Consider the following 25,335-nt stretch of genomic DNA (forward strand, 5'->3'; position numbering starts at 1 on the left):
ATTAGTCCTTGCTCAAAATATGAATCGCCAGTGCAGCTTCTTCCACGCCCTGCAGGCCGCCGCCGTTTTCCTGGATGGCGTGGCGCGCCCCCTGCACCTGGCGCGCTCCTGCCTCACCGCGCAATTGCGTGACCAGCTCGAACAACTGGCCGATGCCTGTAGCGCCGAGCGGATGCCCTTTCGATTCCAGGCCACCAGAGGTGTTGATCGGGACACGTCCACCGAGCGTGAAGTCGCCGCGTTCGGCCGCAGGGCCGCCCTCACCCAATGGCGCCAGGCCGAGGTTTTCAGCCTGGATGATTTCGCCCATGGCGGACGCATCGTGTACCTCGGCGACATGCATGTCCTGCGGTCCCAGGCCCGCCTGCGCGTACGCCTGCAACGCGGCGAGATGGCCGATGTTCAGCTGTGGCTGATCAATACGGCGGTGAGTGAAACTACGGATCACGCTGGCCGCGACACGGATGCACCGGCTGCGGTCCGCGCCGATACGGCGCAGGCCCTCTTCGGTACACAGGATCGCGGCAGCGGCGCCGTCCGATACCGGGGCGCACATGGGCAATGTGATCGGATAGGTGATCGGCGGGGCGGCCAGCACTTCGTCAATCGTGAACGCCTGGCGGAATTGCGCGTACGGGTTATGCACCGAATGCTGGTGGTTCTTTGCTGATACGGCGGCAATCTGCCTTTGTGTCGTGCCGTAAGTCGCCATGTGATGGCGGCACATGGCGGCATAGATCTTCATGAAGCGGCTGTATGGCCGTTCCGATTCCGATCCCGGCGGCGGTTCGATACCCTCGCCCAGCCGGGCAAGCGTGGCGAAGTTTTCTTCAACGCGTGAGACATCCCAGCCGGCTTCGAACAGGGCCAGTGACTTTGCCTTGTCCGCTACCACCATCTTTTCCGCCCCGAGCGCGAGCGCCACGTCGCAGGCCCCTGCTTTCAGGCTCTGAATCGCGAGGTGCACCGCGCTGCTGCCGGAGGCGCAGGCATTTTCGACATTGATGACTGGAATGCCTTCAATACCGATCTTGCTGAACACAACCTGGCCCGGAATCGACAACTGGCCATGCAATGGGCCGCCTGTGATGCCGGAATAATAAGCGGTGCCAATGTCCTGTGCGCAGCAGCCTGCGTCCTTCAGCGCGCCCTGCAGCGCCTCGTCCGCCAGGCTTTCGACGCTGCGTTCGATATGGCGCCCGAACACCGTCATCGCAATGCCGGCGATATAGATATTACTCATAACCCGTTCCTTAGATTCGTCGTTCCACGCCTTGCCAGTACTGTTCCCGCAAATCCTTCTTAAGGACTTTACCAACCTGACTGCGTGGCAATGCAGCCGTGAAGTCCACGCTTTTCGGCGCGCGCACCGAACCAAGCTTCTGCTTGCACAGGGTGATCAGTTCTTCCGCATCGACTTCCTGCCCGACTTTCAGTTCCACCACGGCCTTCACCGCCTCGCCCCACTTATCGTCAGGCACGCCGATCACCGCGCAATCGTGCACTGCCGGATGACCCCAGAGGATTTGCTCGATCTCGCTCGGGTAGACGTTGAAGCCTCCGGAAATGATCATGTCCTTCTTGCGGTCGGTGATGTGCAGGAAGCCCTCGGCGTCCAGGTGGCCGATATCGCCGGTATGCAGCCAGCCGTCGATAATGGTTTCCGCCGTCTTGTCCGGTGCTTTGTAATAGCCCTTCATCACCAGGTCGCCGCGTACGCAGATTTCGCCGGTGCCGCCGATCGGCAGCACCTCATTGCGCTCGTTCAGGATCTCGACGCGGATCAGTGGGTTCGGGCGGCCGACGGAGGACAGCCTTTCATCCGATGCCAGTTTGCCGTCTACGAAATGCGCCTCGGGCGGGAGGAAAGCGATGGAAGCCGGCGCTTCGGTCTGGCCGTAGCCGCCAGCCATGACTGGACCGAAGACCTCGATCGCGCGCTTCAGCTTTTCAACCGACATCGGCGCGGCCCCGTACAGGAAGAATTTCAGCGACGGGAAGGCGATTTTGTCGATGCCCGGGATCTCGAGCAAGCGGTAGATCACCGTCGGCGGCAGGAACATTTCGGTCACGCCATGCTTGGCGATCGCGCCCAGCACCGTTGCCGGATCCGGCTTGGTGACCACAACCACCGTTCCGCCCTGCGCAGTGCAAGGCAGCGACAGCATGCCGGCCGTGTGGGTCATCGGCGCCGCCGCCAGGTTCACCGGACGCTCGCCCTCGTAAGGGAAAGCGATCATGAACTGCGCAAAATACGTCTGGAAGGCGCGGTGGGTGTTCATCACGCCCTTTGGTTTGCCGGTCGTGCCGCCGGTAGCCGAAAGAGTCGCGACATCGTTCAACGCCGCTTCAACCTGCGGTGCGGTCGTTGGCACGCCTTTCAGCCATTCGGACAGCGACGTCGCCCAAGGCAGGCTACCATCGAGACAGACCCATTGCCTGACCTTGGGCAAGTTCGCCCGCAGCGGTTCAATGACGGCGGCGAACTGCTGCTGGAAGAACAGCACCTCGCAATCGAAAAAGTCCAGCACGTACTGGTTTTCTTCCGCGACGTTGCGGCCGTTGACAGGAATATAGGTCAATCCGGCGCGCCACAAGCCCAGCGCGCAGGTCCACCCGATCACATCGTTGTCGGACCAGATCGCACCCTTGCTCTCCTTGCCAAAGCCGCCCGCAATGAGGGCGTTGGCGACGCGGTACGACATTTCGCCTGCTTCCTGGAACGTAAAGCTGCGTTCATCCTGGATGTAGGCGACGGCGTTCGGGTTGATGCGCCAGCCACGGTCGAAGAAATCAATGATAGCCATGCTGTTCCCCGATTACAGGTGGGTTACCGTGGCGCGTGCCAGGCCACGCTGCTCCAGGAAGCCGAGCAGGTAGCGGTGGCCGAACGCCTTGGATCCGGATGCAAAGCCCGTCTTCGCCAGGTCGCCATCGAGCAGCTTGATCGCGCCCGCCGCATGGATAGCGCCGGTAGCGATGTAAGGCGTGGTGCCGTGCAGGGTAGCGCGCACGGATGCCAGCTGGCCACGACCGATCGCTACGTCGACGGTGCGCTGCACGGTGGTGCGCTCGCGCGGCGGCATTGCCGGAGTGGTGGAATCAACGATCTGCTTCAGCACCGCGTCCTGCTGCTCGCGCGGCAGGTTTTTGTACTCCGCCTCCCACTTCTGGCCCAGGGCATGCACTGTCCGCATCGCATTGTTGTCGTAGAAACCTACGCTGGAAATACAGCTGCGCACGCGGGAATCTCGCTCGAAGTAGACCGGCAGCGAGGTACCGCCCCATGGCAGCGAGAACACAGGCTGCATGAACGCAGGGTCATTGATCATGAACGAAGCATCGGCCGCGTGCGAAACCAGCTTCTTCTCCCACAGGTAGCAGGACTCGTGGCGGTAACCTTCGAAGATCGTTGCGGTGGAACCGACACTGATGCCGGCGCCGGTGCGTGGGCCGCGGCACAGGGTCGCCGTTTCCAGTGCATCCACACCATGGGTTTCCAGCGCCAGTTCAGCGGCGATTTCGGCATAGGTGTACATATAAGCGTTCGATGGCGATACCAGCAGGCCGGCTTGGCGATACAGCTCGCCGAACTGGTCGCGCACCTTGCGGATGTAAGCTTGTTCGCCGGTGGTATCCAGGTAATGGCAGCCGGCTTTCAGTGCTGCTTCAACCGTCACCAGGCCAGAGTTGATGAATGGGCCGACAGTATTGCAGACCACCTTGGCGCCCTGGAAGGCTTTCACCAGCGAGTCGACATTGTGTTCAGCCTCGATGATTTCATATTCGGCCTGTTCCAGGCGAACCACGCGCTGCGACATCATTTCCTTGATGCGGCCTGCATTGCGGCCCACCGCCGTGAAAGGGATTGCCTGGTCGATCAGCCAATCCATGATCAACATGCCGGTGTAACCGCTTGCGCCATAAACTACGACAGGATGCTTAGCCATTTTTTGTCTCCTAAACTTCAATTTAAAGAACGATGGGTCTTACCGGCGCCCATCCGGACCGTTTTCTTGTATGTACGTGATCAACGGCTGGCGAGGTATTGCGCCAGGTCGTCGATGTCCTGCTGCGCGAGCTGGCTGGTCACCGCCTGCATGGCGCCTGTCGGGTCGCGCCGGACGCCGCTCTTGAAGCGAATGAGCTGCTCGCGCAGGTAATCACTTCCCTGCCCCGCCAGCCGTGGGAACTCGCCTTTGCCTTCCAGTTGCGCGCCATGGCATGCCGTACAGCCGTTGGCTTGTACCAGCGCCGCGCCACGCTGTACTTGCGCAGCGTCGCCTTTGAAGGTCTCGTTGGGGAGCGGTTTGAGTTTCCCGAAGTGGGAAACCAGAGATTCCAATTCCTTATCACTCATGCTGAGCGCCATCGGCGTCATCGTTGGATCGTGGCGCGTGCCATCAGCGAAAGACTTCAGCTGCTTCCTCAGATAGCCTTCCGGCTGGCCCGCCAGGCGCGGATAGACTTGGGAACGCGAATTGCCTGCGACACCATGGCAATACATGCATGCGTCACTATTGCGCGGCCAGGGTCCGGCGGCCTGCGCATCCTCCTTGGCGATCGAGTCGATCTGTTCGCTGAGCCGGTACAGGCCTACGAGTTCCGGCCCGTAGGTCACCGCAGCCACTGCGACTGCCGCCAACAGCAGCCAGCCAGTCAAAACAAGAATACTTTTGCCACGGCTACGTGGCTTCTTTGCGGCACTCATCATGCCCTCCTTTCATTGATTGCCTGCAGTGCCTGCAGTGCTGCTTTATGCCCGGAACGGACAGCGCCATCCATATAGCCCGCCCAGATATCCGCTGTTTCCGTGCCGGACCAGATCAGGCGGCCCGCAGGCGGGTGCAAGGCGTCGCCATACGTGGTCAGGAAATTGCGCGGCATGGCCGAAATGCAGGTCAGCGTCCATTTGTCGCACTGGCCCCAGTCATGGTCGTAATAGGCAACTGGATTCAGCGCCTCCTCGCCTAAGGCTTGGGCGTAAATGCGTGAGAGTTCTTTTCCCGCGGCCTTAGTGTCCGACGGCAGCCAGCTATTGACGACGAACGCATTGATCACCCCGAACGAACCGTCTTCCGGCGAATTGTCATAGGCCCACATGACCGGGCCTTTGGACTGGAAGATCCAGCCATTCAGCCCCTTCTCGCGCCAGAAGGCTTTTTTGTAGACGTGGGCCGTCTTGCGCGCGGGAGAAAAAGCAGGCCAGCGCTTTTGCATTTCATGGCGCTTGGCTGGCAGCGGCGGATCGAAAGTAATCTGATTGCACAGGGGCGGCGACAGCGCGACGACAACGCTGCGGGCGCGGATCACTCCCTTGGGCGTATGGATGGCAACAGGGCCATCCCGCCAGTTTTCGATGCGCAAGACGGGCGATTCCAGCCGCACCTTGTCGCCCAGCGCTTGCGCCATCTTGATCGACAGGATCTGAGAACCGCCGGAAATGCGGGTCTCCTGCGCACCGCCCTTCACCGCCTCCAGACGGTCGTAGATGCTGTCGGCGGAATTGACCATCGACAGCCAATGCAGCATGGAGAGACGTGCCGGTGAAGTGCCGCCCGAAAGAGCCACTCCGGTCGCCCACCCAAGCTGGTCCGCCGGTGCCACGTTTTTCTTGGCGAGCCAGTCGCCAACGGTCATCGAATCCAGTTCTGCCGCACGCGGCGATTTCCAGGGCGCGCCGCTCGGCACCAGCTTGGACAGCTCTTCCAGTTCGCCAGTCAATTTGCGGTCCGTATCGAAACCGCCAGTCGATTCCATTCTCGCGACGGAATCTCCCGCGATGAAGGAAGCCTTGCCATGCCAGTAAGCCGGAAAGGTTCCCACGCCCAGTTCACGCGCCAGGTCGGCGACAGCGGTCTGGCCGGGGCCTATCCATTGGCCGCCAGCTTCCGTGAAATAGCCCTTGCCGAGGTCGTGATTCAAGGTACGCCCGCCTACGCGGTCGCGCGCCTCCAGCACCAGGAAGGATTCGCAGCCTGCTTTCTTCAGGTCCCGCGCGGCGGTAAGGCCCGCGAGACCGCCGCCGATAATGACGATGTCGACTACTTCCTGGGCGCCAGACTTGGCCGACGGGCCCGTGCCTGGCAGAACCGCGGTTGCGGCGTTCGCCGTGGCGATTGCAGTACCTGCTGCCGCTGCAGCAGCGCCAAGGAAGCCGCGCCGGGTCAGCGCGGGCCCTTTCATTTTTTCATCCATGATTGTCCTTTCGTTGGCCGCCAGCGACCGTGCCAAGCGCCTGCAACGCCGCCTTGTGGCCGGAGCGCACTGCGCCATCCATTGAAGTTGCCCAGATATCCGCCGTTTCAGTTCCCGACCAGATCAGGCGGCCTAGCGGTGCATGCAGGACATCGCCAAACCGCGTCAGGAAACCCGGTGGCATGGGCGAAGTGCAGGTGAGCGACCAGCGGTCTGCCTTGCCCCAGTCGTAGTCGTGGTATTGAACAGGGTGAAGCGCCTCCTCACCCAATGCCTGCGCATAGATTTTTGACAGCTCGTCGCGCGCTGCCGCCGTATCGGACGGCAAGCCCCCGCTACGGACAAAGGCGCTGATGACGCCAAACGAGACGTCCTCCGGAGAATTGTCGTAGGCCCAGAGCACAGGGCCCTTTGCTTGCACAACCCACCCGTTCAAGCCCTTCTCACGCCAGAACGCCTTGCTGTACACGTGAACCGTCTTGCGCATCGGCGCATAGGCCGGCCAGCGCCGCTGCATCTCCCTGCGCTTTTCCGGCAGAGGAGGATCGAAGGCGATCTGGGTGCACAGGGCCGGCGACAGTGCGACGATCACGCTGCGCGCTCTGACCACGCCGGTGGGCGTATGGATTGCGACCGGGCCGTCTTGCCAGTTTTCGATTTTCAGCACCGGCGTCGAAAGGCGCACCTTTTCCCCGAGCGCCTGCGCCATTTTGATCGACAAGATTTGCGAACCGCCCGAGATGCGCGTTTCCTGGGCGCCGCCCTTGATCGATTCCAGCTGCTCGTAATTGCAACTGGCGGAATTGATCATCCCGAGGTAGTGCAACAGAGATACCTTGGCCGGCACCGCACCTGTCGTCAGCGTCGCGCCCAGGTTCCAGCTAAGCTGGTCTGCTGGCGCGAGATTTTTCTTCGCCAGCCAGTCACCAAACGACATGGCGTCGTATTCGGCCGCGCGCGGCGCTGTCCACGGGGCGGCGGATGGCACCTGCTTTGCCATGGCTTCCAGCTCGTGACGCAGCTTGGCATCGGTGCCGAAGCCACCGTCGCTTTCGGCCGTTGCACGGGCATCGCCAGCCATCAATGTCATCTTTCCCTGCCACCAGGTTGGGAAGGTGCCAACACCCAGTTCCTTTGCCAGGTCCATAATCGCGGTCTGGCCCGGGCCGATCCACTGGCCGCCCGCTTCCGAAAAATAGCCACCGCCCAGGTCATGATTAAGCGTCCTCCCGCCCACGCGATCGCGCGCCTCCAGGACCACGAAGGACTCGCAACCGGCGCGTTGCAAATCGCGCGCCGCAGTCAAGCCGGCCAGACCTGCTCCGATGATCGCCACGTCCAGCACTGCTCCTGCCCCGCTTGCGCCCTGCCCCCGCACTGGTGCAACGACTGCCGCCGCGGCGCCTGCTGCCGCCATTTTGCCGATAAAGCTGCGCCGACCAAGTTGCAGAGGTCCCGATTTTTTACTGCTTTCCACAACGTTCTCCCAATTACTGTTCTTCCGTGATCGGCCCGGCCATCGACGTCAACACCAATCCCGCATCGGTCTTCAGCACGCCGGTCAATGGTTCTCGGCCAATACGTTCAGTGAGCGAAAAGGAGCGGCCGTAATCACTGCTGCGCAAGACGGTTCCGCCCATGCCCGCCACGAGGATGCGGCCGTTGGACAACTCGGCAATCCCCGTCAAGGACTGCGTAGTGTTCGACGCCACCTGCTGCCAGCTCAGGCCATCGTCACCGCTGCGGTATAAATGGCCCCGCATGCCGCAGACCAGCAGCGAGCCGTCTACCATCCCGGCGCCATACCAGAGCGAACCTTTTTGACCGGTCGAAACCGATTGCCAGGACTTGCCGCCGTCTGCCGAACGGAAGATGGCCCCGCCCTCGCCTGCGATGAACCAGGTGCCGCGCTTTGATGCGAAGACGTGCAACAAGTGGCGGTCGGCTTCGTCGCCGCTGGCCACCTGCAGGTTGCGCCAGGTACGGCCACCATCCTGCGTCTCAATGGCCCAGCCGTACTGGCCAACGGCAATGCCATGGCTTGGGCTTGAGAAGAACAGCGACAGGATCGGCTGCTCGGCGCCCGCGGCCGAGCGCAACAGTGTCCAGGTCTCGCCACCATCTTCGGTGCCGAGCACTACGCCATCATGACCAGCTGCAAAGCCCTGGCGTTCATTGAGGAACTGCACGGTTGTCAGCATCGAACGCACCGGCACCGACTTCGCCTGCCGGAACTGGAAGCCTTCGTCTGCCAGCAGGATCACGCCGTGATCGCCCACCAGGACGGAGCGGTTGCCTGCGCGGGTCGCCGCCAACAGCGGAGCCGTCACCGCATGGGCAACACGCTCGGCAGACTGCAGTGTGGGCCAGGCCGGAGCTGCGGCTTGCGCCACATCGGCACTGAAGGCACACGCCAGCAGCAAAGATGAATATCTGCGAATGTGATTCACAATGTTCCCTTTCAATGTTGCAGGATTGCCGGCATACGCACCGGACCGCTGCGCGGGAAGAGCGATTCCAGCACCACGGCAAACGCAGGCAGCAAAGTAATCGCCATGACCATGTTCACCAGGAACATGAAGGTCAGCAGCGCACCCATATCGGCCTGGAATTTCAGACTCGAGAAGGTCCACGTCGCCACGCCAACCGACAGGGTGATGGCAGTGAACACCGTTGCCAGGCCCGTCTCCGCCAAGGCCTTTTCCAGCGCCTGGGTGAAGGCCAGCCCATGCGACAGCTGCACTTGCAGGCGGTTGTAGATATAGAAGGCATAATCGACGCCGATACCGACCGCGAGTACCATCACCGGCAAGGTCGCCACGGTGAGGCCGATTTCCAGCTCTTTCATGAACCAGTAACCAATCCAGGTTGCCACGGTCAGCGGCAGGCAGCAGGCGACCATGGCCCGCCAATCGCGGTACACCAGGAAGACCAGAACGAGGATGGCCGCGTACACGTACAGCATCATTGGCGTCTCGCTCGCTTCCAGTACCTCGTTGGTCGCCGCTTGCACGCCCGCATTGCCGCTCGCCAGGCGCATATTGAAGCCGTCCATATGATTGGCATCGCGGTAGGCCTTCACTGCCGACACCACACCCTTGATCGTGGTCGCGCGATGGTCCGGCAGGTAAAGGTTGACGCCCTGCACCCGGCAGTCGTGCGAGGACAAGCCTGCAATGCGGTTGTTCACACCCAGGAATTGCGAACCAAGGCCGTGCGGATCGCGCGTCAGCGTCGCTAATTTCGGATGCCCCTCGTTCATGCCCGCGTTATAGAGCTTGAGCTGGCCCGCCAGCGAATCAGCGGAAACCACGCCCGGCACGCCCCGCATATGCCAGGCGAATTCGTCGGCAAAGAGGAACTGGTCGGCGCGCGAACAGGAGTCAGCAGGCCCCTCGAACACCACTGTCAGCCAATCCAGGCCCACGTCAAAGCGTTCGACAATAGCTGCCGCATCACGGTTATAGCGCGAATCGGCCCGCAGCTCAGGCGCCCCTGCCTGCAGGCTGCCCACGTGACGGCCCTGGCTTTGCCAGAATGCCGTAACGAAAACCAGCACCCCAACCACGGTCACTGCCATCGCAAAGCGTGGCCGTGCGATACGGGCAATCACACGCAGCCACCCACTGTGCTTTTCCCGCCGCGCCAAAGCCTGTTTCGCATACTCAGGGTTGAAACGGAAGTACGAAGCCGCTACCGGCAACATCATCAGGTTGGTGACGATCTTGAACGTGACACCGATGGCTGCCGTGATGGCCAGCTCGCGGATCATCGGGATCGGCACCAGCACCAGCGTGATGAAGCTGACCAGCGCAGTCACCAGCGCCAGCGTGCCGGGAATCAGCAAGCCGGTGAAGCTGCGACGGGCCGCCTGCATCGAGTCAGCGCCGTTGGCGACTTCCCGCACGATGTAGTTGATCTGCTGGATGCCGTGCGAGACACCGATGGCAAACACCAGGAACGGCACCAGGATCGCCAGTGGATCAAGCCCGAAGCCAAGCAAGCGCAAAGTGCCGAACTGCCACACCAGCGAGGCAAGCGAGCATGCCAATGGCAACAGCGTCAGGCGGATCGAGCGGCAGTACCAGTAGACCGCCAGACCGGTGAGCAGGAACGCCACTGCAAAGAAGCGCGTCACCTCGCCCGAACGGTCAGCGATATCGCCAACCTGCTTGGCGAAACCGATTACCTCAATCTCGACCTTGTCGTTTTCAAACGGCTTGCGGACCTTCTCTTCCAGCAGGCGGTTGAATGCGATGTAGTCGAGCTTTTGCCCGGTCGCCGGGTCGGTGTCGGACAGTTCGGCCGTGACCAGGGCGCTGCTCTGGTCACGCGCCACCAGCGTGCCGATATGGCCGCCGGCGGTGGCGCGCTGGCGCATCATGCCGATCACTTCTTCCGTCAGCTTCTCGGGCACGATGTCGCCACCGGCCACCGGTTCGGCACGGAAGCCATCCTCGGTGATTTCGGTGAAGAACACATTTGGCGTCCACAGGGAGGTGACGCTGGTGCGCTCCACGCCAGGCAGGTAGGTAACGGCTTCCGTCACCTTGAGCACCTGCGTCAGCGTGGCAGCGTTCCAGACCTCACCCTGGCGGGCATGTACGGCGATGGTCAACCGGTTTGCACCAAACAGCTCGGTGCGGTACTTGTCGAAGGTCTTGATGAATTCATGACCTTGCGGCATCTGCTTGTCAAAGCCGGCTTCGAGATGCAACTGGGAGGCGAACCATCCCATCAACAGCGTCAGTCCGGCCAGGACCAGCAGGAAGGAACGGCGGTGCGCGAACAGCGCCGTTTCCAAACGGAGTATAAGTTTCGCTAACATCAGAACGAGGACGACAGGCTAAAGGACATGAAATTACGGTCGCGCATCAGGTTGCTGTTGCCGCCGCCCCAGTTCTTGGTAAAGTCGACACGCAGCTTCGTTTCAGGCTTCACCTTGAAGTCAATCGTTGCGCCCAATACTGCCGCGCCCATCCCTTTCACAAACCCAGGCAGCGCCGTTGCGGACACGCCGGACACGCCTTGCGAAATGGCGATGTCTGGAATCAGCGAGGAACGCGTGCCGAAAATATTCGGGTAAGTCAGCGAGGCCGCCACCACCACGCCCGAAGATGTCTTGGTCGGCAGCGCATAATCGGCCGTCACTGCGTAAGGAATGCCAGCGTTCTTCTGCAGTTTCGGGTAGTGCGCTACCGCGGCTTCCGCAGTGATCGTGCCTTCGCTCGCGCCAAAGGCTTGCAGCAAGCCGCCCAGTGGGCCGGATGGGGACATGATGTGAATCCCCGTCAGGTGCAGCTGGAAGTGGCGCGTATCGACCCACCCCTTGCAACTTGTGCCCACTGGAGCCACTGTGAAATCGGCCAGCGCATTGCAGTAATAGGGATTGCTCGGATCAATCACGGAGCTCGGATCGATCGCCACCCCGTCATGCGGACGGTAGGACAACTCGGTACCGATTGCCCAATCGCCTGCCTGGAAGTTGTACGACACGCCGAACAGGCTGCGCTTCTGGCCATAATCCTGGTAGGCCTGCCAGCCGAATGGGTTTGCCGGGTTGCCGGGAACTTCATAGGAGACGAAAGGAACCTTGTCGTTATAACGGTAGTAGTAGACGCCCAGTTCATCACCGGATTCCGGCAAGCGATAGCGCAAGGCGACGCCGCCCTGCCAAGCTTTTGGCCGGTGGTCTGCCGCACGTGGAATCACGGTACCGGTGCCGAGAAGCTGGCCTGCCGGGTTGACATCGGCGCTTGCCAGCTCGTCGAAACTGAGCATGCGGCCATAGCTGTTGATGACGGTCGCAGTATTGCCGATCGTCCCGTAAGGCATGGCCGGTACACCTGCTTGCGCCAGCGCAGCATTCAGCACCGATGTCGGCAGATAGATCCCGCGGCCGCCTTTGCCAACAAAATTAGAGGTGGAGAAGAAGGTGCCTGGTGCGTCAAAGGCGAAACTGTTCCACTTCCACTGGTAGTACGCTTCGATACCCAGGCCCGGCGCCAGCGAAGAGCTGAGCGAAACGATAGGCGAAGGAATGAACAGGTTTTTCAGCGGCGTTCCCGGCTGGTGCGCGGCAGGCACGTAGATCGGGTTGATGGCATTGATACCGCCGGTAATGAACAGGTTCTCGCCCCAGTTCAGCACCTGGTTGCCGACGCGCAGGCGCGCCTCCTGGCTGCCGATGTCGAACTTCTTGTTGATGTAGGCATCGAGCAGACGCGGATTACTCTTTGCAAAATCCTTGGCTTCAGGGTCGAGCGGTGTACGCTTGGTCTTGTCGATCGAGAAGTCCTGGTTCACAACGCCGCGCACCAAGCCACTCCAGCCATCGCTGGCCCGTACAAACAGTTCGGTGGAAAACTGCAGGTTGGACGAGACCACTTGTCCGCGCTTGTAATTCAGGTTGCCCAGGTCCTGGTTCAGGCGCAGAGTATCGAGGTTCATCGAGAACGCCGCCGGATTGCTCGCCTGCAGCGGGGTCACCGCATCGCCGACGCAACCGCCGTTGTCGTTGCCGATAAAGCGGCACTGCGGCTTCGAAGTACGCACCGCAAGGCCGAACGATACGTTCGAATCAAGGTTGACGATCCAATTGTTTTCCAGCGTCCATTGGGTGGCATTGGCCAGCCCGGATTGCACAGCCAGGGCGCCCATCACAGCATGTCGTAATTTCATGGCTGTCTCCTTAGCGAGTGGTGGCGCGACGCAGGCCGTCCGGCTCAAAGACAGAAGACTTCAGGCGCCCTTCCCTTGCCGCGAGCCAGTCCGGCTCCTTGCGGCCGGCCAGCACGCGGTCCAGCACAACACGGTGCGAGAGATGGTCGTAGCTGCTGTTGGCAGCCCATACGCAGGCGGGAATTTCCCATGCCATGTATGGGCCCATTTCGGTGGTGCGCCATACCTTGCCTTGCGCGTCGAACATGTCAGCAACCAGGATGATCCAGCTGTCTTCATCGATATAGAAGGTCCGCCTGGGGAACGTGTGGCGCATGCCGTCCTTCAGGGACGCCTCCACTACCCATACACGGTGCAGCTCATAACGCGAGTGATCGCGGCTGAAGAACTTCGGCTTGACGACGTCTTCCACCTGATTCGCGGGGGAGTTCACGCGATAGGTGTTATAGGGGACGTAGAGCTCCTTCTTGCCCACCAGCTTCCAGTCGTAGCGGTCGAGTGGACCGTTAAACTGCAGGTACTGATCGACCACCAGCAGGTTCTCGGTATTCAGCTGAGGCGCGTCGTACTGGTAGGTCGGCGCGCGGCGTACGCGGCGCTGGCTGGAGAAATACAGCCATACGTCATTGGGCTTGGCGAAGTTGTACTGCGCCAGCGTGGCGTCGCCAGCGATGGAGGCAGGGCCGGTATAGGTGTTCAGCAGCTGGTATTCGATGCCGCCCGCATCGGCAATTCCCTTATTGGACGGAGACCACATCGGCGACATTTCCCACTCTTCCTGGACGATGGCTTCGCCGATACTGTCGCTGCCCTTCGGTGGAATAAAGCCCGCATGGGTGATATGGAAACCCTCGCCGCGCCAGTGCAGCTTGTGATTCCAGACCGCCTCCGCGCCATTACGCGGCATTGGGAACGGCACGCCGGTGCCAAGAACTTCGGCAATATCGTAGCCATTGGCAGCCATCTTTGCGCTGCTTGCGTTCTTTTTGCTGCGTTCGTAGTAAAAGTCCGGGTAACCACAAGAGCGATGGGTCGCATAGATGTCCATGCGATAGCCGGGAATGCTCTTGATCATCTCAGCCTGACCTGCGGCCAGCTTGTCCTTGTAGCGGTCAACATTGCTTGCGTCGATCGAGAACAGGCGCTTCTCGCCTGCATACGGATCGGGACGCGGTGAGCCGGTCTTCCAGCCCGCCGGCGCTTTCATATCGCCGCCGGTCCATGCCGGAATCGTTCCCTCCTTATTGCCCGAACGCTCGGCGCCGACCGGGGTCAGGTCTTTGCCGAGGCGCGAAACATCCTGGTCAGCGCCTGTTGCGCCGGCCGAACTACCCAGCACAAGCAAGGTGCTGCATAACACTGTCTTGAGGCTCACCATCGTCTCCTTAGTAAATCTGCGTAGGACAACAAACCAATCTTAGGACAACTGTACAACCCTTAACTTAAAAAAAACCGCGCTACTTCGCCCCGCTACCCGCAACTGCAACAGCGCGGATTTCAACCACGAGGCCAGGCAAGGCCAGCTCAGTAATCCCGACTGCCGTCCACGACGGATAACGCTCCGGGAAGAATTGGTCCTTGACCGCCGAAAATGCCTGCACATCACCCTGCAGATTCGTGTGAAAGGTCGTCAGTTCGACCACGTCGGCCAGGGTGGCGCCGGCGTGTTCCAGGATGTATTTCAGGTAGCCAAAGGCCAGCGCAGCCTGTGCTGCAATGCCGTCAGCCGGTCTCATTTCAGCATCGAGTCCAACCTGGCCTGAGACCCAGATGGTGTCGCCGACGCGAGTGGCAGGAGCGAAGTGGAAACCGTCATACAGCGCCTGGGTACCCGGCGGAATAATTGCTTGGCGTTTCATACGTAAGCCTTTCGTGAAGTAGGAAGTTTGCGAGAGATCGCGTTCTGCTCTGCGTTCTCCAACGCGCAATATGCGTAATACAGCTCGACGCACAGTGAAGACCAGGCCAATCCCGCAAGGATGTAGAAGACAATGTGCTCGGTATCGCCAGGAATCTGGTAAAAGTCGTAGATACTGGCAATCGCTTGCGTCAGAATCAGGACCACGATAACGCCGGCAGCGTGGCCGCCTTCACCAGCATTGAACAGGCGCTTGGCGAAATACGCGAGATAGAACGAAAAGGCTGTCCACATCACGACATAGAAGACCGGTTTGAACGGCGCAAGGGACGGCACTGCGACCAACGCAACCGCTCCGGCAAAGGATGTTGCAAACAGCCATGCATCCACCTTCAGCGAAGGTTTGAATCGGTGCGTAATTGCCATCAAGCCCAGAGTAGTCACGATTGGAATGCCAAAGGCACGGGAAAACGCATCGCAGAAGTATGAGATGCTGTAAGCCCCCTGGATACCGGCGAGCGCAAAGATCAGGAAGTTCGAACCCGAAAAGGTCACGATCAGCCATTCAAGCCCCAGCAGATAGTTGCCGCGCTTGAAGAACTTGATGCCATACACCAGCGATGTCACCACCAGCATTGAAGTTGAAAATAAGAGCACATTAGTTTTGAAGTCCACGACAATTCTCCGTTTGGGTTGTTTATTCCTTCGTCCAGCCGTTGCGATACAGATGGCCGGCCAACACACCCAGGCGCGATGTCAGGATGTAGTTTTCGCCGTCTTCGATCAGGGCCGAGCGCACGTCGCGGAAGATTTTCTCGATCGGAAATTCCTGCGTGGTGCCGTTGGCGCCAAAGAGCTGGAACGCCTCATGCGTAATCTTCATCGCTTCCTCCGTCACGCTAACCTTGGCCTGCGCGGTGACATAAGGATGGCTTTGTGGTGAGATGCGTGCGAAGGAAAGGCTGCGACGTGCAGTGGCACGCGCCATTTCCATGCGGCGCAGCATTTCGCCAATGCGCAGTTGCGTCATCTGATGGTCGATGAGCAGCGCCCCGCCCTGCTTGCGCTCATGGATGTAGGCCAGTGCAAGCTCAAACGCCGAACGCGCCGCACCAACGAATACCTGGCACATATGGGTACCGGCGAAAGACCACATCGAAGCCAGGTTACCGAGGTATTCCTCTTGCAGCGCGATGGCAAAGCGTTTAGGTACCTTGACGTTGTCAAAGTAGATCTCGCCCTGCGGCAGTCCGCGCTGACCGATCTTGGCCAACGGCTTGCCACGGGTGATGCCCGGAAGGTCCAGCGGCAGGATCATGGCGATGCCGTTGGTGAAAGTAGGATTTTTGCCGCTGCTGTGGAAGCCGTCGCCGTAGTCGGCAGCCATATAGGCTAGAGCCACCTGCGCCACGGAACCATTCGAAATCCAGGCCGAAGTCTGGCCATTGATGATAATTTCATCTGCCCCCACCTTGGCCGTCAAATTGCCGACTGGCTGCTTGCCCTCCGTCGCCAGCTCTTCGCGGTACAGGATGGCCGCATCCGAGCCGCGATCAGGTTGGGTGTTGATCCAGCATCCAATTTTACCGGTACACATATCGATCAGTTCCTGATTGCCGACCGACTGCGCCATCATCAGCGGAGCAGCGGCCGCACCGATCGATACTGCCAGGCCCGAATCGCCCCAGCCCATTTCCTCGCCGATCAGAGATTCGATGCGGACAGCCGTTTCAGGCGGGAATTGGGAGATCAGTTGCGGGTCGAGACCCAGCTTCGCTGCCTCGAACATCGCCGCCCAGTAAGGGGAGGAAGGAGCAATGACCTCTTCCGGCGTCATACGGTCCAGCTCGCGGCCAACCGGGCGCAGTACGTCGCGCGCCAGGCGGTGAACGGTGTGCTGGATCGCGCTTTCTTCTTCACCCAGTGGTGTTTCGAAACCGCTCAGACCAGCCAATGGCAATGCCGTGGATTTATACAGGCGAATCATTTGGTGCGTCTCCTTTCAATGTTGGCCATCAGGTCACCATGCTTCGGTAACTTTCTTCATTGTAGGACAGCGTACCAAACATAGGACAAAAGTACAAAGTAAATCTGAAAAGTGTTGCGGCGTGGCTTCGTCAGTCACGCCGCAGGAGATAAAACTGGGGGATGTCAGGCCAGGAGTGCCCTGACCAGGGTATGCATTTGCTCGTCGAGCTCGCGCAGATAACTGCGCCGCCCGCGGCCACCGCCAACCTGGAATGCAATACCGTCGGCCATGGCGATGAGCAGCGTTGCCTTCTGCAGGCACTCCTTGAGTCCGAGTGAAGGGTTAATGCGATTGATGAGCGAACCAATCTCGTGCGTTAGCGTTTCATACCACTCATCCAGGAGTCGCGAACACTCGGGATCGACTGCCGCCAACGACGCGAAATGGCACCATAACGATGATCCCTCAACGTTTTTCACATCAAGCAGTACCCGAGCGACGAGGACTGACAAAGTTTCGCTGGGGGGGGTATCGGCAGCCATGGCGCGACTCAAATCCGCCATATAGGCTTCAACCACTGGCTCGACAACCGCCCGCAGCACGGATAGCCGGGTTGGGAAGTAGTACTGCAAGTTACTAATGCTAATGCCGGCGCGCAGGGCAACCTCGCGCAACGTGAATTCCAGGCTGCCACCTTCAAGAAGCAGTTTGCGCGCAGCCTCGATAATCCCATTACGCGTTCGCTGGCCTTGCGCCCGCAGGTCGCGGCGCACAGGTTCGTTTAAAGTTTCCTTGGCATTCCGGCGCTTGCGTGCAGGGCGTTCATCAGTCGAGACTGTCATTGTCACTCTATCTAAACATAGGAACTACCATTGTTATGTTGATTGACCTAAGAAGTCAATGGCCGCGCCGTTCCAACGCACAGTAGGCATAGAACAGTTCGAGGCAAAGATAGGCCGCCACAGCGCCCTCGATCATGAAGTAAAACATGCGGTTTTGCGTATCGACAATGCCAGTTGAGATCACCACGACCTGCGCGCCAAACAAGGCCACCGAAACACCGATCGCATGGAGGTACTCTCCAACGTCGGCCAAGCGCTTGGCGAAGTACCACAAATAGACCGAAAACATAGCCCACGCCCCGATACGAAAACATGGTTCCAGCCAAGCGATTCCGGTCACAGATTCAATCAATGCCGTACCAAGGAGTACCATACTGAGGACAAACAGGCTGGCTCGCACCGAAGGCCGGTAGCGATGTGTTACAGCCATAAGCCCAGCGGTTGCTACAACGGGAATTCCAAGTCCCCGCGAAAACACATCACAAAGATTCGCGATGTCGTAGGCAACTGAGACACCATACAGCCCAAATAGCAGGAAATTCAACCCAGAGAAGGCCAAGATGAACCACAAACCACCCAGCAGGTAGTTTCTTTTCCCCAACAACGCCCAACCCGATGTACTTGCAATCGTGACCAGGAGTAAAGTGGCCAAAGAAAGCGCGAAAGTTTGGATGTCCATGACGGCACCTTTGATCTAGGTTTATAAGTACATGTTAGCAAACTTAGGACAAACAGCCAAACAAATAAAATGGGGCGACAAATGAATGCTTGTCGCGAGGTTTTGCGATTGAATGTTGATGGCACTTACCTGGGGCGGAAATTTCTCGCCTATCGCTCCCAAACAAGTCTACTCATTGCGCTTACAGCCTTGCTGGGCGCTGGCGAATGGGTACTCGACTACATGAATGATCCGGCCACTGCTGGCAACCTGGTCTGGCTGAGACTGGCGTTTGTTTGGATGCTGATCCCGGCTTGGGGAGTTTGGCTCACCAGCAACCATACTCTCGCCGCCCTCATCGCATTATTCGCCTTGGCCCTGGCGCAGTTTCATGACATTGCGATCCTGAAAACGCAGTCTGGTGGATTGACCCCAGCGATCATGAGCTCGATCTTCTATCCCATGGTTGCGGTGTTGCTGTGCCTGGGCTTCTCGCTGTTCGTCAATTGGATGGCACTGGCATTGGTATCGATCAGCCCCTTCCTTTTGGCCAAGACTGGATGGCTCGGCAATTTCCCTTATCAACTGTATGGCATGGTTATCTGGCCCACTTCGATTTTCCTGGCGCTCATTTGCGTGGCGTTCGCGTTCGGCGACCGACGCCGGCATCTGCTGGAGAAGGCGCTTGAAGATGCCTCGAACACGGACCCGCTGACAGGAGTCGCCAACCGACGGCACTTCCAACTCCTGCTGCAGCGCGAAACATCGCGCTTCCTGCGTACATCGCATCCATGCACACTTTTGATGCTCGATATCGACCATTTCAAGCGCATAAACGACACCTTCGGTCACCCTACAGGAGACCGCGCGATACAAGCGCTGGCCAATATCTGCTGCAAGATGTCGCGTGATGTGGACATCGTTGCACGGCTCGGGGGCGAAGAATTCGCCATTCTCATGCCGGAAACCGTTCTTGAACGATCGGCGCACCTGGCAGAGCGGATTCGCCTGCAAGTACAAGAACTCAAGATGCGATGTAATTCGGGTTCGGAATTCCAGTGGACGGTCAGCATAGGTATAGCCAGCCTACAGTTGCCTGCGCAGGCTGGCAAAGATGCGGCGGGATTGGGAGAGCAGCTCATGACGCGCGCAGATGCCGCTCTTTACGATGCAAAGAACGCCGGGCGGAACTTGACCAGGTTCGCAACCTGACCCGAGTTAAATGAACGACCGAATCGAGTAGTCTTGAATGTGCAATATCCGGTGGGTCGACAATCTACGATCAGGGCTGCCAACTGACCGGACAAATGCAGGGCAACGGTGCCGAGCCGAAGCCGGGCGACGCAGCGAATTCGGTGATTTGAGTGGAAGGTATCCGAATTTCAATTCTCATTGAGCAGACAATCTTCCTGTCAAATATAAGTGAAGTGCGGCAACTAGTCGCTAACCCAGCACCGTTGAAACGTCCCTATTTCCGCGGGGTGCCGAACCCTACAGTCCATTGAAATTGTCGGTAGCTTTTCATACCATTTTTGTACCAAGCAAACTCCGGTTTCCCTAGCAAATGCAAGTCTCTTTTTTCATAAATAATATCTAAGATCCCATCTATTCTCCTGGCGACCACCCCTGCAGTGCGACTGCAGTGATCTGCCGCAACCGACGGATCGGGCAACGCGAGCAACTGCCCGCGACGCCAGCAGCCCTTCCCGCTGGTTAACCGAGACCCGCACACTCACGCATGCCCAGCGGGCTATGCAGCATGGCACGACAAGCATCGCGCTGTCGGCGACGTAAATACGTTGTCCGTGGCCAGGCAAATCCGGGGCGCTGGTGCTAAGTTTGTCACAGTCCTTCAACCTGTAGCAGAGACGACGTGGCGCATAAGCTCGACACCATTACCGCGCGGAACAAACTGCCGCCGCGGCGAGAGCCCTACTGGGTGCGCATTACCAAAGGCTGTTACCTTGGCTACCGGCGCATGGCCGCGGACTCGCCTGGCACCTGGCTGGTACGCTGCAGGCGGCCGGGCGGCGAACTAGTCCAGACCAGCGTTGGCGCACTGGAACAGCACCGTCCCCACGAGCGCTTTGACAAGGCCGTGGACGCGGCACGGGCCTGGTACGAAGCAAATCTGCCCCCCGACGTTGCGCGCTCCGGCCCCATGTCGGTGAAAGAGGCTTGCGCCGACTACCTCCAGCACGTACGGGAACGTAAAGGCGACAAACCCGCCGAAGACTTGTTGGAGCGCTACCGTCGCTGGGTCTGGGGCGACCCAATCCGCAAGATCGAACTGGCAATGCTCACGCGCGAGCATGTCAGCGCCTTTCGCCGCCGGATGGTCGAGGCGCCGATCAAAGTCGGTTCGGCGGGCAAAACGCGCGCGCGCTCAAAGGACACCGTCAACCGCGATCTCGCCGCACTGCGTGCCGCGCTCAATTACGCCTTCGCCCAAGGCAAGGTACCGACCGATGCCGCCTGGCGCGAACCGCTCAAGGCCTTCAAGGGTGTCAGCAAACGCAGGGACCAATACCTGGATCGCGAGCAGCGCCGCGCCTTGATCCAGGCGGCGCCGGCGGACCTCACATTGTTCCTGACCGGACTTGCGATTCTTCCCGTGCGGCCAGGTGCGCTGGCAACTTTGTGCGTCCGGGATTTTGACGTGCGTCTGAACGTCCTGACCATTGGCCAAGATAAAAGCGGGCGCGACCGCAGGATCAAGCTCCCGCCCGAAAGCGCAGCCATCCTCAAGACGGCGTCTGAAGGCAAGGAACCCGAAGCGCCACTTTTTACGCGCAGCGATGGCCGTGCCTGGAACAAGGACGCGTGGAAAGGGCCGATCAAGGATGCGGTGAAGGCCGCCGGCCTTCCTCCTTCGACCACCGCCTACACGCTGCGGCACAGCGTGATCAGCGACCTGGTGCACGGCGGACTCGACCTGCTGACGGTCGCCCAGATCAGCGGCACTTCGGTCGCCATGATCGAGAAGCATTACGGCCACCTGCGGGCCGATCTCGCGGCGATCGCACTGGCGGGCCTCACCCTTTGATGCTGTCATGCTCCAACGTACCCATGCCGCAGTCGCAACCAAAGGGATGAAGCGTATTCGGCGCAGCTGAATATCTTCAATCCGGCTGTCCAGCAATCCGTTCCGGTGAAAACCTGGTTGGCAATCCGTTCAGCCGACCAAAACGGCCTCTCGGTTGCGCCCCCAACAGGAAACCACGAGGCACAGATGCTCGCCAACTACCTCCAGGACAAGCTACTGTTGCTTGCACTGTAGTCTCCTAGTGCCCCGACTGCAAGCATCGTGCACCGGAAAAGCACGCTGTTCGCGTGGCGCTTTCGTGTGGCTTGACTGCAAGGCGGGCGGGATCATCGTACGCACTCCCAACTTGATGGAGATGCGCACCATGAACCAGGACAGTCTAAAGATTGCATCGGGCATGCTTCGCGCCGTGGTCGCCGGAGCATCGTGTGACGACGTGGCCAAGCAATACGGTGCATCCAAATCCGCCGTATCCCAGCGCATACGTCTGCTGGCGAGCACGTTGCAGCAGATCGTCGGCGTCGATGGCGTCGATGAAGATGTGTCACCCTCCGCTCGCTTGATTCGAGAGCACGGCGAATCCTATCTCGAGGCGCTGGACCACTTCGTCCCCGACGCAGCCATACCGCCCAGTGAAGGCGACCAGCAAGCCGTGGCGGCACACCTCCAGTATCTCGTCCAAAGGATTCAACGACACAGCCGATGCGTTCAACGTGATACCGCCCTCCTCCTCACGCTGTTCTCGACGGCTGCCAAACCGCTCGAAATTGCCCAGTTGGAGGTGCGCGACTATCTCGATGCTGCCGGTGCCGTCAGGGAGCGCGCTACGATCCGCGCACAGATCGCGATCAACCATTGCGAACGCATCCTCCATTTCCGCAATAACGCCACCAACGCGGCCATCGATGCCTACCTGGCCGAACGTGTGACCCATGGTCAGGGTACGCACCTCGCCTTGACCTATCGCGGCCTTGATCCGCACAGCCGCTTGTTCCTCACGCGCAGCGGGGACGCCTTCCAGGTAAAACAGGCCGGCACCCACTCGCACCATGCGGTATGCAAAGAGATTCACGAGATCTTTCGACGCATCTTTGCACTCGGCGGCCACTCCGGCATCAACACGGCGATGGCGCGCCGCCTCGCGGCATACCGCCTGCACGTCGATGGCGCGAATGCAGAAGAAATCGGCGCGGCACTCGGTGTGAAGATACTCGCCGTCCATAAACTGTTGCAGCCATTCGAGGGCAGATCGCGTCCGCCACGCGTGATTGCAAACGCGATTAATGTCGCAAGTTCCTTTTCCGGAGGCAGGCCAGCGGTTGGCAGGACGGCATGAGGGTTGAAGCACGCGCGGGCGATGGGAGCATGGACGCATGATCCACTTGTTCCCAAGGAGCCAACCATGGACCAACAGAATCCGCCGTCACTGTCAGCACCAACCGTCCCCATTACCCTGCTGGGCCAGCGCGAACCGCGCATACCGACGGCGGGGAAAATTCGCGCTGGCATCAAAGTCCTCACCAAGAAAGCGGCAAGCAATCCGCGCGTTAAAGCGCTGTATGACGACGGCGTGGTCAGCAATGCCACCTTCGACGAGATCGAGCGCAAGATCATTGAGGCCTTCCCGGGCATAGAGAATCCACTCGTCCCGAAGAATGTGGCGTGGTTTACCGTTCGTCCCAACGACTTTCCCAATCCCGCACTCGCGGACCAGATCCTTGCCCTGTACGGCGAAGACCGCGGCGACGGCATCCGCCGCCTCTATCGATTCCCTGTCATGTTCCCAGCCGATCGCTGGCAGGCGGTGATGCCGCATGAACTGGCCTGCTGGTCGCGTAACGAGAAGCGCTACTGGAGCGAGTATGGCAGCGACGGCCATACCCGGTTCTGCAAGATGCATGCACCCGCGCGCATCGACGAACGCACGCGGCGCGTGGTCCGCACCTTTGGAGGACGCGGCACGCAGCTTCGTCCTGAGAACGACGGTCGTTGTGATCCTGAGAATTGCCCGGAATTCCAGGGCAGGCACTGCAACCTCACGGGCCGCTTCATTTTCTACATTCCGGGCATCAAGTCGCTCGACGCCTTCGAATTGCACACCAACAGCTTTTACGCCCTCTCCCGCGCCATTGAGCGCTTTGAAACCATCGCATTCCTGCGCGGGGGACGGCTTGCGGGTTTCCTGGATCGCCGGCACACGCCATTCTTCCTGACCAAGAAGCTGCGTGAAGTGTCCCATCTGGATCCTAAAACCGGCCAACCGGTGCGCAGCGCGCATTGGATCATCGAGCTGGAGGCGCCGATTGACGTTTCCGCCCTCCTGATTGAGCAGGACCGCGATGCGGCCATCCAGTTGGCCGAGGACGCCGTGCGAACGCTGCAAGGCGAAGCGTCCCGCGATCTGCAGGTGCCTGCCCTGCAGGTCGCTCCAAGCGCGACGGAAACGTTCGCACCCTGCGCCCCCACACTGGATGCTCCCCAAGCCCCTACCGCCACCGGTGAGGGTGCGCCGGCGTCAACGCCAGCAGCCGGCACTGAGGCGATCTACGCCCTGGCGGCCACGCTTGGCGTATCGCCGGAGCGCCTGGACGCCTATGCCGACTGGCACTGGGGCGTCGGCTGGCGCCGCAACGCACAGGGTAGTGCACGCGTCCTGGCCGAGTTGGAGGATTTCCGGTCTGACCCACAAGGCTTGATCGACAAGATCGCCGCCGAAATCGGCGAATAGCGGAAAACGCCACATCTGGAGGCCATCATGTCATTGCGCATCGCCCACTTTTCCGACCTGCACTACGCTGACGAGACGCTGGTGGAGGTCGACCGCTGTTTCACCCATGCCGTCGACCACGCCATCGCCGCGCAAGTCGACGTCGCGATCATCACCGGCGATACGACGGATCATGCCTTGAGCGCGCATTCTCCTGCCGTCTTTGCGCTAGCGCGCCAGATTCAGCGGTTGGCCAACCATTGCCCGGTCCTCATGCTGCAAGGCACCTACAGCCACGAACCACCCGGCTTCCTCTCGCTGTTTCCGCTGATTCGCGGCAAACATCCCATCTGGGTTGCCGATCACATTCAGCAGGTCGCCCTGACTGAAGGGGGCAACTGGATTGCCTCGGCCAGCTGGCAGTTTGAGACAATGCCCCGCGCAACGCGTCTCATGTGTACCTGCATCCCGACGCAAAATCGCGCCGCACTGGCCACCTCGGTGGGTGCACCCGACGTCGCCGGCGCCATGGGCAACCAGGTGACCCAGGTGCTGGCTGGTTACGCGCAAGGTCATCTGGCGGCCCGCCAGGCTGGCATACCTGTCGCGCTGCTGTCACATGGCACGGTCCATGGTTGCGTCACCGAGCATGGCGTCCCCATGGCCGGATCGGACCATGAATTCACCACCGGGGCGTTGTTTGACGCGGAAGCCACCGCTGTGATGCTTGGCCATATCCATCGACACCAGTCATGGACGCAAAACGGACGGCGTATCGCCTACGCCGGTTCGATTGGACGCCTGCACTATGGGGAGGATGGCGACAAAGGGGCACTGATCTGGGATGTCGATGCCAACACCGCCGGCACCGCCCTGCACCCGACACCAGCCAGGCGCACGCTGGATATCAGCTTCGATGGCCCACCAGATCTGGACAAGTTGACCCAATTCGTCGCAGCACACGTCATTGAAGGAGCCTGGGTGCGCGTGCGCTGGCAGGTGCTGGAAGAGGAGCGGGCATCGGTTGATCGCGCCCGCATCGAAGGACTGTTGGCCGGTGCATCCGGCGTCAAGCTGGAAGGCCGCATTATCCCAGTCGTCAGGGCAAGAGCCGCAGGCATCGCCCGCGAGCTTTCATTGCCACGGCAGATCGCCCATTGGGCGGAAGTGACTGGCGTCGATGGATCTGACCTGCTCGCGTGCTTTGAGCAACTGCGCGAAGAGAACCCCGACATGATCGCACAGAGGATCCTGCAACAATCGGCGCTGCCGGTGCCTGCCGATATCGCTGCCGCGCCACGGTCACAATCGGTCAGTCCTGGCACCATCGAACCACTGCCCCTCTTGCTCTGACAAACAATCGTTCGATACTGGCT

General features: G+C 60.1%; 20 protein-coding genes. 5 read left to right on the forward strand and 15 right to left on the reverse strand.

All coding sequences use genetic code 11. The annotated features are described in order from the left end of the window. Position 1 precedes the first annotated feature (1 nt). The 15 genes from GM658_RS05715 to GM658_RS05785 form a co-directional block, all read right to left on the reverse strand. Entirely contained in the window at positions 2–1,243 is a 1,242-nt protein-coding gene (locus GM658_RS05715; RefSeq protein WP_155453035.1) for a thiolase family protein, read from the reverse strand. 10 nt (positions 1,244–1,253) lie between these two features. Continuing rightward, the gene (locus GM658_RS05720; RefSeq protein WP_155453036.1) at positions 1,254–2,807 is read right to left on the reverse strand and encodes a class I adenylate-forming enzyme family protein; all 1,554 of its coding nucleotides are present in this window, start codon (positions 2,805–2,807) and stop codon (positions 1,254–1,256) included. 12 nt (positions 2,808–2,819) lie between these two features. Then, entirely contained in the window at positions 2,820–3,950 is a 1,131-nt protein-coding gene (locus GM658_RS05725) for a saccharopine dehydrogenase family protein (protein ID WP_155453037.1), read from the reverse strand. A gap of 80 nt (positions 3,951–4,030) precedes the next feature. After that, positions 4,031–4,714: a c-type cytochrome gene (locus GM658_RS05730; protein ID WP_229416770.1), complete on the reverse strand. Its 684-nt coding sequence runs from the start codon at positions 4,712–4,714 to the stop codon at positions 4,031–4,033. Next, on the reverse strand, positions 4,711–6,198 hold the full coding sequence (locus GM658_RS05735; RefSeq protein ID WP_155453038.1) for a flavin monoamine oxidase family protein: 1,488 nt from the start codon (positions 6,196–6,198) through the stop codon (positions 4,711–4,713). Before GM658_RS05735 ends, GM658_RS05730 begins: the two co-directional genes overlap by 4 nt. Continuing rightward, positions 6,191–7,615: a flavin monoamine oxidase family protein gene (locus tag GM658_RS05740; RefSeq protein WP_155453135.1), complete on the reverse strand. Its 1,425-nt coding sequence runs from the start codon at positions 7,613–7,615 to the stop codon at positions 6,191–6,193. The genes GM658_RS05735 and GM658_RS05740 overlap by 8 nt, the downstream gene beginning before the upstream one ends. 73 nt (positions 7,616–7,688) lie before the next feature. After that, on the reverse strand, positions 7,689–8,648 hold the full coding sequence (locus GM658_RS05745; RefSeq protein WP_371865040.1) for a WD40/YVTN/BNR-like repeat-containing protein: 960 nt from the start codon (positions 8,646–8,648) through the stop codon (positions 7,689–7,691). A gap of 11 nt (positions 8,649–8,659) precedes the next feature. Beyond that, positions 8,660–11,026, reverse strand: coding sequence for an efflux RND transporter permease subunit (locus GM658_RS05750; protein ID WP_155453039.1), 2,367 nt, complete (start codon positions 11,024–11,026; stop codon positions 8,660–8,662). Then, complete coding sequence (locus GM658_RS05755; RefSeq protein WP_155453040.1) at positions 11,026–12,879, reverse strand: DUF1302 domain-containing protein; 1,854 nt, start codon at positions 12,877–12,879, stop codon at positions 11,026–11,028. Before GM658_RS05755 ends, GM658_RS05750 begins: the two co-directional genes overlap by 1 nt. 10 nt (positions 12,880–12,889) lie before the next feature. After that, positions 12,890–14,257 (reverse strand): DUF1329 domain-containing protein, encoded by a 1,368-nt coding sequence (locus tag GM658_RS05760; RefSeq protein WP_155453041.1) that lies wholly within the window; start codon positions 14,255–14,257, stop codon positions 12,890–12,892. Between the two features lie 79 nt (positions 14,258–14,336). Then, positions 14,337–14,738: a RidA family protein gene (locus GM658_RS05765; protein ID WP_155453042.1), complete on the reverse strand. Its 402-nt coding sequence runs from the start codon at positions 14,736–14,738 to the stop codon at positions 14,337–14,339. Continuing rightward, complete coding sequence (locus GM658_RS05770; RefSeq protein ID WP_170298687.1) at positions 14,735–15,412, reverse strand: hypothetical protein; 678 nt, start codon at positions 15,410–15,412, stop codon at positions 14,735–14,737. Before GM658_RS05770 ends, GM658_RS05765 begins: the two co-directional genes overlap by 4 nt. Before the next feature lie 22 nt (positions 15,413–15,434). Then, entirely contained in the window at positions 15,435–16,724 is a 1,290-nt protein-coding gene (locus tag GM658_RS05775) for an acyl-CoA dehydrogenase family protein (protein ID WP_155453043.1), read from the reverse strand. A gap of 164 nt (positions 16,725–16,888) precedes the next feature. After that, positions 16,889–17,548 carry a TetR/AcrR family transcriptional regulator gene (locus GM658_RS05780; protein ID WP_155453044.1) on the reverse strand — a complete coding sequence of 220 codons (660 nt, stop codon included), beginning with the start codon at positions 17,546–17,548 and terminating at the stop codon, positions 16,889–16,891. 55 nt (positions 17,549–17,603) lie between these two features. Continuing rightward, on the reverse strand, positions 17,604–18,227 hold the full coding sequence (locus tag GM658_RS05785; RefSeq protein WP_155453045.1) for a hypothetical protein: 624 nt from the start codon (positions 18,225–18,227) through the stop codon (positions 17,604–17,606). A gap of 81 nt (positions 18,228–18,308) precedes the next feature. Here GM658_RS05785 and GM658_RS05790 point away from each other — a divergent pair, with 81 nt between their 5' ends. From GM658_RS05790 to GM658_RS05810, 5 genes are all read left to right on the forward strand, one after another. After that, positions 18,309–19,418 (forward strand): GGDEF domain-containing protein, encoded by a 1,110-nt coding sequence (locus GM658_RS05790; protein WP_170298688.1) that lies wholly within the window; start codon positions 18,309–18,311, stop codon positions 19,416–19,418. A gap of 727 nt (positions 19,419–20,145) precedes the next feature. Next, complete coding sequence (locus GM658_RS29750) at positions 20,146–21,252, forward strand: tyrosine-type recombinase/integrase (protein ID WP_155453047.1); 1,107 nt, start codon at positions 20,146–20,148, stop codon at positions 21,250–21,252. Positions 21,253–21,616: 364 nt separating this feature from the next. Next, entirely contained in the window at positions 21,617–22,588 is a 972-nt protein-coding gene (locus tag GM658_RS05800; RefSeq protein WP_155453048.1) for a site-specific integrase, read from the forward strand. 66 nt (positions 22,589–22,654) lie between these two features. After that, the gene (locus tag GM658_RS05805; RefSeq protein ID WP_155453049.1) at positions 22,655–23,980 is read left to right on the forward strand and encodes a recombination directionality factor; all 1,326 of its coding nucleotides are present in this window, start codon (positions 22,655–22,657) and stop codon (positions 23,978–23,980) included. Between the two features lie 27 nt (positions 23,981–24,007). Then, complete coding sequence (locus GM658_RS05810; RefSeq protein ID WP_229416771.1) at positions 24,008–25,312, forward strand: metallophosphoesterase family protein; 1,305 nt, start codon at positions 24,008–24,010, stop codon at positions 25,310–25,312. The last annotated feature ends 23 nt before the right edge of the window (positions 25,313–25,335 follow it).

The organism is Massilia eburnea (assembly GCF_009720745.1).
GTDB lineage: Bacteria > Pseudomonadota > Gammaproteobacteria > Burkholderiales > Burkholderiaceae_D > Rugamonas > Rugamonas eburnea.

Bases quoted from the DNA above. Each gene is read 5' to 3' on its own strand.
- GM658_RS05715 (WP_155453035.1), bottom strand. From the start codon at position 1,243: ATGAGTAATATCTATATCGCCGGCATTGCGATGACGGTGTTCGGGCGC.
- GM658_RS05720 (WP_155453036.1), bottom strand. From the start codon at position 2,807: ATGGCTATCATTGATTTCTTCGACCGTGGCTGGCGCATCAACCCGAAC.
- GM658_RS05725 (WP_155453037.1), bottom strand. From the start codon at position 3,950: ATGGCTAAGCATCCTGTCGTAGTTTATGGCGCAAGCGGTTACACCGGC.
- GM658_RS05730 (WP_229416770.1), bottom strand. From the start codon at position 4,714: ATGATGAGTGCCGCAAAGAAGCCACGTAGCCGTGGCAAAAGTATTCTT.
- GM658_RS05735 (WP_155453038.1), bottom strand. From the start codon at position 6,198: ATGGATGAAAAAATGAAAGGGCCCGCGCTGACCCGGCGCGGCTTCCTT.
- GM658_RS05740 (WP_155453135.1), bottom strand. From the start codon at position 7,615: ATGGCGGCAGCAGGCGCCGCGGCGGCAGTCGTTGCACCAGTGCGGGGG.
- GM658_RS05750 (WP_155453039.1), bottom strand. From the start codon at position 11,026: ATGTTAGCGAAACTTATACTCCGTTTGGAAACGGCGCTGTTCGCGCAC.
- GM658_RS05755 (WP_155453040.1), bottom strand. From the start codon at position 12,879: ATGAAATTACGACATGCTGTGATGGGCGCCCTGGCTGTGCAATCCGGG.
- GM658_RS05760 (WP_155453041.1), bottom strand. From the start codon at position 14,257: ATGGTGAGCCTCAAGACAGTGTTATGCAGCACCTTGCTTGTGCTGGGT.
- GM658_RS05765 (WP_155453042.1), bottom strand. From the start codon at position 14,738: ATGAAACGCCAAGCAATTATTCCGCCGGGTACCCAGGCGCTGTATGAC.
- GM658_RS05775 (WP_155453043.1), bottom strand. From the start codon at position 16,724: ATGATTCGCCTGTATAAATCCACGGCATTGCCATTGGCTGGTCTGAGC.
- GM658_RS05780 (WP_155453044.1), bottom strand. From the start codon at position 17,548: ATGACAGTCTCGACTGATGAACGCCCTGCACGCAAGCGCCGGAATGCC.
- GM658_RS05785 (WP_155453045.1), bottom strand. From the start codon at position 18,227: ATGGACATCCAAACTTTCGCGCTTTCTTTGGCCACTTTACTCCTGGTC.
- GM658_RS05790 (WP_170298688.1), top strand. From the start codon at position 18,309: ATGAATGCTTGTCGCGAGGTTTTGCGATTGAATGTTGATGGCACTTAC.
- GM658_RS05800 (WP_155453048.1), top strand. From the start codon at position 21,617: ATGAACCAGGACAGTCTAAAGATTGCATCGGGCATGCTTCGCGCCGTG.
- GM658_RS05805 (WP_155453049.1), top strand. From the start codon at position 22,655: ATGGACCAACAGAATCCGCCGTCACTGTCAGCACCAACCGTCCCCATT.
- GM658_RS05810 (WP_229416771.1), top strand. From the start codon at position 24,008: ATGTCATTGCGCATCGCCCACTTTTCCGACCTGCACTACGCTGACGAG.